Genomic DNA, 5,659 nt, shown 5'->3' with positions numbered 1-5,659 from the left:
ACTACGGCGGGCTCTCGTACGGCAACGTCGCGTCCCAGAGCAATAGCCAGCAGTCTTCCAACCCCAAGGAAGCGGCGTTGCAGGGCCTGGCGAAAATGAAAGCGCTGATGGACATGGGCTTCCAGCAAGGTGTGCTGGCGCCACAGGAACGTCCCGACGTGGCGGCCCTGCGTCGGTTGGGTTTTGCCGGCAGCGATGCCCAGGTCATCCAGCAGGCTGCCAAAGAAGCGATGCCGCTGCTGGTCGCCAGTTGCTCGGCCTCCAGCATGTGGGTGGCCAACGCCGCCACTGTCAGCCCAAGCGCCGACACGGCTGACGGCCGCGTGCATTTCACCGCCGCCAACCTGAACTGCAAATACCACCGCAGCATTGAACACCCGACCACCAGTCGCGTACTGGGGGCGATGTTTGCCGATCAGCAGCACTTCGCCCACCACGCCGCGCTGCCGGCGGTGGCGCAGTTCGGCGACGAAGGCGCGGCCAACCACACGCGTTTCTGCCGGACCTACGGCGAGGCCGGTGTTGAATTCTTCGTGTTCGGCCGCAGCGCCTTCGATACCCGTTTTCCCGCGCCGCAGAAGTACCCTGCGCGCCAGACCCTGGAAGCTTCTCAAGCGGTCGCTCGTCTGCATGGTCTGAGGGAGGAGGGCGTGGTCTACGCCCAACAGAACCCATCGGTGATCGACCAGGGCGTGTTCCACAATGATGTGATCGCGGTGGGCAACGGCGAAGTGTTGTTCTATCACGAGGATGCGTTTCTCGATACCGACCGGATGCTGGCCGAGCTGAGCAGCAAACTCGCCAAGGTCGGTGGGAAATTTCAGTCGGTGTGCGTGCCGCGTTCGGCGGTTACCGTCGATGACGCGGTACGTTCCTACCTGTTCAATAGCCAGTTGCTGTCGCGTCCCGACGGCTCGATGCTGTTGATCGTGCCGGAAGAGTGTCGCGGCAACGAACGCGTCTGGCAGTACCTGCAAAGCCTCACTGGCTCTGGCGGGGTGATTGGTGAAGTGAAGGTCTTCGACCTCAAGCAAAGCATGCAGAACGGCGGTGGCCCGGCTTGCCTGAGGCTGCGCGTGGCCCTCAATGAAACCGAACTGGCCGCCGTCAACCCAGGGGTTATCATGACCGCGCCGTTGTACGATTCGCTGACCCAATGGGTCGAGCGTCACTACCGCGATCGCATGACCGAAAACGACCTGGCGGACCCGCAGTTGCTGCTCGAATGCCGGGCGGCACTGGATGAGCTGACACAAATCCTTAAACTTGGCGCGGTTTATCCTTTCCAGATCAATTGAAAGCGCGCGCGACCTGACTACAGTCAAAGCAGGGCGCGTTGCCTTTTTCCCCCGACGAGAACGTAAAAACATGAGCGATACCTTGCAACTGATCCTTGAAGACACCGACGGCACCCAACTGGAAACCTCCTGCACCCGCGTTGCGGTCATGTGGCAGGGCAAAGAGCTGTGGATCCAGCAGGACGGCCGCGGTCAGTTGCTGATCGGTGTCGATGTCGAAGAAGGCGATGAGGAATACGCCAACCTGTTGTTGCGCCCATTGGCGACCAACCTGGTGAGCCTGCAACTGGAAATGGAACCGGCCGACATGGGCGACGATGATCATGTCCATGGCCCGGATTGCGGCCACGACCATTAAGGAGCCGCGCTATGCTCGCCCTCGGCAAATTGCTTGAACTGACCCTCGCCGGCCGTGAACCGGCGGAGAAGACTCAACTGACTGTCGAGGGCGTACGGATGCGCTGGCTGAGCGAGGGCGCGCTGGAGGTCAAGCCGCCCCAGGCCCGGGACAATGGCCAGGACCTGTTGCTGTCAGCCGGTATCCACGGCAACGAAACCGCACCGATCGAATTGCTTGATCGGTTGCTGCACGACATCGCCCGTGGGGATCTCAAGCCACGGGCACGCATTCTGTTTCTGTTCGGCAATCCCGAGGCCATTCGTCGCGGAGAGCGTTTTGTCGAGCAGGACGTCAATCGGTTGTTCAATGGTCGCCATGAGTTGAGCGGCGGCGCCGAGGCGTTGCGGGCGTGCGAATTGGAGCGGTTGGCCGCCAGTTTCTTCAGCGTGCCGGACCGCAGTCGCTTGCATTACGACCTGCACACCGCCATCCGGGGTTCGAAGATCGAGCAATTCGCCCTGTATCCGTGGAAGGAAGGTCGCCAGCATTCACGCCGTGAACTGGCGCGGCTGCGCGCCGCCGGCATGGAAGCGGTGCTGCTGCAGAACAAACCGTCCATTGTGTTCAGCGCCTACACCTATGACCAGTTGGGTGCCGAGTCTTTCACCCTGGAACTGGGCAAGGCCCGGCCGTTCGGGGAAAACGACGGTGTCAACGTCAGCCTGCTGGAAACCCGTCTGCAACAGATCATCGAAGGCAGCGAACCCGAATCGGACGAAAGCCTGGACGGCCTGCAACTGTTCAGCGTCGCGCGGGAAATCATCAAGCACAGCGACAGTTTCCGCCTGAACCTACCGGCGGACATCGAGAACTTCTCGGAACTTGGAAAAGGTTATGTGCTGGCCGAAGACATTGCCCAGACCCGCTGGGTGATCGAAGAAGAGGGCGCCCGGATCATCTTCCCCAACCCCAAGGTGAAGAATGGTTTGCGGGCCGGGATCCTGATTGTGCCGGCGACGGACGAAAACCTGGCCTGACCTGAATCCCAAACTGATACAAGCCTTTTGTGGGAGCGAGCTTGCTCGCGATGACGGAGTGTCAGTCGCCATTGCTGTCGACTGCTACATTGCTATCGCGAGCAGGCTCGCTCCCACATTTGGATCTGTGTCTGGATTTAGACCGCTACCGCCCGCTGCTCACTGCGCCGCAACGCCCGGGTCTTGTGCAGGGTATCGGCACAGGTCTTCGCCGCTTCCTGGCCCTTGTGCACGAAATGCTCAAAGAAGAACTTCTGATGTTCTTCCCCAGCGTGGAAGTGATGGGGAGTGAGTACGACCGAGAACACCGGCACCTCGGTTTCCAGCTGAACCTGCATCAGGCCGCTGATCACCGATTGGGCGACGAATTCGTGACGGTAGATGCCGCCGTCCACCACCAGGCCAGCGGCGACGATGCCGGCGTAGCGGCCAGATTTGGCCAGCAGCTTGGCATGCAGCGGGATCTCGAAGGCGCCGCCGACTTCGAAGAAGTCGATATCGCTTTCCTGATAACCTTGATTGATCATTTCGGCGACGAAGCCTTTGCGGCTCTGGTCGACGATTTCCTTGTGCCAGCAGGCCTGGATGAACGCGACGCGCTCGCCCGGATGATGTTTGCTTTTGCTGTCGATTGCGGTGGGTTGCATGTTCTGGTTCCTGTTTGTGTAAAAAACAGGGCTTCATGAATCGAAGGGGATTCGAGGGTGCGTCGCGCGCAGACAGTCGCAGACGGCCCTTGGGTGCCGATCCCGTTCTCTCTTCATCCGGACTATGACCGTCGGCCCCGGAATCACACCGGGTCTGCTGACCTTGACGCTACACCGCAAAAGCCGTGTATCGCCAAGCGCTCGCGGGCTATGCACCTTGCGTGCAATTACCGCCGGTGGGGAATTGCACCCCGCCCTGAGAACGTTTCGCCGCCATGGTTTTTGGCGGCGCAGGATTTTTAACACATAACCCCTGTGGGAGCGAGCTTGCTCGCGATAGCGGTGGTTCAGATTGCATTGATGTTGGATGCGCTGCCGCCATCGCGAGCAAGCTCGCTCCCACAGGTGTTCTGAGTGATCTTCAGGTGCAGGTGATCTTTTCCTTCGACTGGTCTTGATTAATCGTCGCCATGACCGCAGTAATTGACCTTCGAAAGGGAATTCCCCCCACCCGCACCCGAGGCCAGATTCATGAGCGTTATCGATCTTCGCAGCGACACCGTCACCCAACCTTCCGCCGCCATGCTGGATGCGATGGCCAGCGCGCCGACCGGCGACGATGTGTATGGCGAAGATCCGACCATCAATCGCCTCGAGGCCGAACTGGCCGGGCGCCTGGGCTTTGCCGCGGCGCTGTTCGTACCCACCGGCACCATGAGCAACTTGCTGGGGCTGATGGCCCATTGCGAGCGTGGTGATGAATACATCGTTGGCCAGCAGGCTCACACCTATAAATACGAAGGCGGCGGGGCGGCGGTACTGGGTTCAATCCAGCCGCAACCCCTTGACGTGCAAGCGGACGGCTCTCTGGACCTGGAGCAGGTTGCTGCCGCGATCAAAGCCGATGACTTCCACTTTGCCCGTACTCGCCTGCTGGCGCTGGAAAACACCATGCAAGGCAAGGTCCTGCCGCTGGAGTATCTGGCCCGGGCCCGGCGTTTCACGCGCGAGCACGGCCTGGCGTTGCACCTTGACGGCGCGCGGCTGTACAACGCCGCGGTCAAGTTGAACGTCGATGCCCGGGAGATCACCCAACATTTCGATTCGGTGTCGGTGTGCCTGTCCAAGGGCCTTGGCGCTCCCGTTGGCTCGGTCCTCTGCGGCAGCGTCGAACTGATCGGCAAGGCGCGCCGGCTGCGCAAGATGGTGGGCGGGGGTATGCGCCAGGCCGGGATCCTGGCTGCGGCGGGGTTGTATGCCCTGGATCATCAGGTCCAGCGCCTGGCCGATGACCACGCCAATGCCCAGCGGCTTGCCGAGGGCTTGCGTGGGGCGGGTTACGAGGTCGAGCCGGTGCAGACCAACATGGTCTACGTGCAGATGGGCGAGCGGGCCGAGGCCATCAGGGCGTTTGCCGCCGAGCGTGGTATCAAGCTCAGCGCAGCGCCACGCCTGCGAATGGTGACCCACATGGATGTCAGCGGCGCGCAAATCGACGAAGTGATCCGCTCTTTCGTCGACTTTTCCCGTAACTGACCCGCCAAGCGGCCCAATTGACAGTTTCTATCGCATAAACACGCTGTACCCCACGCGAAGGGCCGATATAATGCGGCCCTTTGCCGTTGCTTCGTCTGTTGACGTTTTGCACAGGCCTTTGGCCGCAGCCTCCGTGGAAGAACCTAATGAAAAGCGCAGAAATCCGTGAAGCCTTCCTTCGCTTCTTCGAAGAGCAAGGCCACACCCGAGTAGCCTCCAGCTCTTTGATTCCGGGCAACGACCCGACCCTGCTGTTCACCAACGCGGGGATGAACCAGTTCAAGGACTGCTTCCTGGGCCAGGAAAAACGTGCCTACACCCGTGCCGTCAGCAGCCAGAAATGCGTGCGCGCCGGCGGCAAGCACAACGACCTGGAAAACGTCGGCTATACCGCTCGTCACCACACCTTCTTCGAAATGCTGGGTAACTTCAGCTTCGGTGATTATTTCAAGCGCGACGCCATCACCTTTGCCTGGACCTTCCTGACCTCCGACAAGTGGCTGAACCTGCCCAAGGAGAAGCTCTGGGTAACGGTCTACGCCAGCGATGACGAGGCTTATGACATCTGGACCAAAGAGGTCGGTGTCCCGGCTGAACGCATGGTGCGCATTGGCGACAACAAGGGCGCGCCATACGCTTCCGATAACTTCTGGACCATGGGCGACACCGGCCCGTGCGGCCCTTGCACCGAGATTTTCTACGATCACGGCGCCGACATCTGGGGCGGCCCACCCGGCTCGCCGGAAGAAGATGGCGACCGCTACATCGAGATCTGGAACAACGTCTTCATGCAGTTCAACC

General features: G+C 60.8%; 6 protein-coding genes and 1 riboswitch. Of the genes, 5 read left to right on the top strand and 1 reads right to left on the bottom strand.

All coding sequences use genetic code 11. The features are described from left to right. The 3 genes from astB to astE form a co-directional block, all read left to right on the top strand. Positions 1–1,298: N-succinylarginine dihydrolase (gene astB / locus GSM73_RS15850; RefSeq protein ID WP_256676928.1), on the top strand; the 1,298-nt coding region annotated here is incomplete at its 5' end. Positions 1,299–1,368: 70 nt separating this feature from the next. Then, positions 1,369–1,656, top strand: a complete 288-nt coding sequence (locus GSM73_RS15845) for a hypothetical protein (RefSeq protein WP_047228780.1) — start codon at positions 1,369–1,371, stop codon at positions 1,654–1,656. A gap of 11 nt (positions 1,657–1,667) precedes the next feature. Continuing rightward, positions 1,668–2,675, top strand: a complete 1,008-nt coding sequence (astE, locus tag GSM73_RS15840; protein WP_047228779.1) for a succinylglutamate desuccinylase — start codon at positions 1,668–1,670, stop codon at positions 2,673–2,675. Between the two features lie 137 nt (positions 2,676–2,812). On the opposite strand, the gene GSM73_RS15835 is transcribed toward astE, so the two are convergent. Next, positions 2,813–3,322, bottom strand: coding sequence for a 6,7-dimethyl-8-ribityllumazine synthase (locus GSM73_RS15835; protein ID WP_047228778.1), 510 nt, complete (start codon positions 3,320–3,322; stop codon positions 2,813–2,815). A gap of 100 nt (positions 3,323–3,422) precedes the next feature. Next, positions 3,423–3,590, bottom strand: a riboswitch (FMN riboswitch). Between the two features lie 263 nt (positions 3,591–3,853). On the opposite strand from GSM73_RS15835, the gene ltaE reads away from it, so the two are divergent. Together ltaE and GSM73_RS27395 are read left to right on the top strand one after the other, a co-directional pair. Further along, a complete protein-coding gene (ltaE, locus tag GSM73_RS15830) occupies positions 3,854–4,858 on the top strand; it encodes a low-specificity L-threonine aldolase (protein ID WP_047228777.1) in 1,005 nt (334 codons plus the stop codon). 146 nt (positions 4,859–5,004) lie between these two features. Continuing rightward, a partial coding sequence (locus GSM73_RS27395; RefSeq protein WP_256676931.1) for an alanine--tRNA ligase-related protein occupies positions 5,005–5,659 on the top strand: 655 nt, incomplete at its 3' end.

Source organism: Pseudomonas sp. PICF6 (genome assembly GCF_009831705.1).
Classification (GTDB): Bacteria; Pseudomonadota; Gammaproteobacteria; order Pseudomonadales; family Pseudomonadaceae; genus Aquipseudomonas; species Aquipseudomonas rhizophila.
This window is presented reverse-complemented; position numbering and strand designations above follow the sequence as displayed.

Excerpts from the sequence above, each read along its gene's own strand:
- GSM73_RS15845 (WP_047228780.1), top strand. The coding sequence starts at position 1,369 with ATGAGCGATACCTTGCAACTGATCCTTGAAGACACCGACGGCACCCAA.
- astE (WP_047228779.1), top strand. The coding sequence starts at position 1,668 with ATGCTCGCCCTCGGCAAATTGCTTGAACTGACCCTCGCCGGCCGTGAA.
- GSM73_RS15835 (WP_047228778.1), bottom strand. The coding sequence starts at position 3,322 with ATGCAACCCACCGCAATCGACAGCAAAAGCAAACATCATCCGGGCGAG.
- ltaE (WP_047228777.1), top strand. The coding sequence starts at position 3,854 with ATGAGCGTTATCGATCTTCGCAGCGACACCGTCACCCAACCTTCCGCC.